The following is a 382-nucleotide window of genomic DNA, read 5'->3' on the forward strand; positions in this document are numbered from 1 at the left end:
CAGTTCAACAATATTATAGTGCCGTGGATCCTGGCATATGGCCCGATATATCATTTGAACCTGTTCTTCCGGACCTTCCAGAAGCTGGAAAAAATGAGAACCATTAAACAGTAAGATCCCTGTTACGTCAGACCGCATGTTCCTGCGATTTGCTATCGAAACCATTTCTTCAATTTTTTTGACAGGTTCGTCGCCACGTATATGGCTACGATAAATAAGGGTGGTAAGCATTAACAATCCAGGGTAATGGGCGAGGCGAGAGTAAGACGGTAACAGACATATCTTCTTGTGTCTTTCTTTTAATACCAAAACATAACCGTTTCTTTACATTGATAAAAAGTGGAAAAGGTTGAAGACGGTTTGGCGAAAAAACCTGTATAGG

Annotated in this window: 1 protein-coding gene; it reads right to left on the minus strand. The window is 40.8% G+C overall.

The features are described from left to right. Nucleotides 1–231 (minus strand): BLUF domain-containing protein (locus tag I6F38_RS43630; RefSeq protein ID WP_225164746.1); only part of this gene is annotated, 231 nt, incomplete at its 3' end. Nucleotides 232–382 lie beyond the last annotated feature (151 nt).

This window comes from Bradyrhizobium sp. BRP56 (genome assembly GCF_020194035.1).
In the GTDB taxonomy this organism is placed as follows: Bacteria; Pseudomonadota; Alphaproteobacteria; order Rhizobiales; family Xanthobacteraceae; genus Bradyrhizobium; species Bradyrhizobium australafricanum.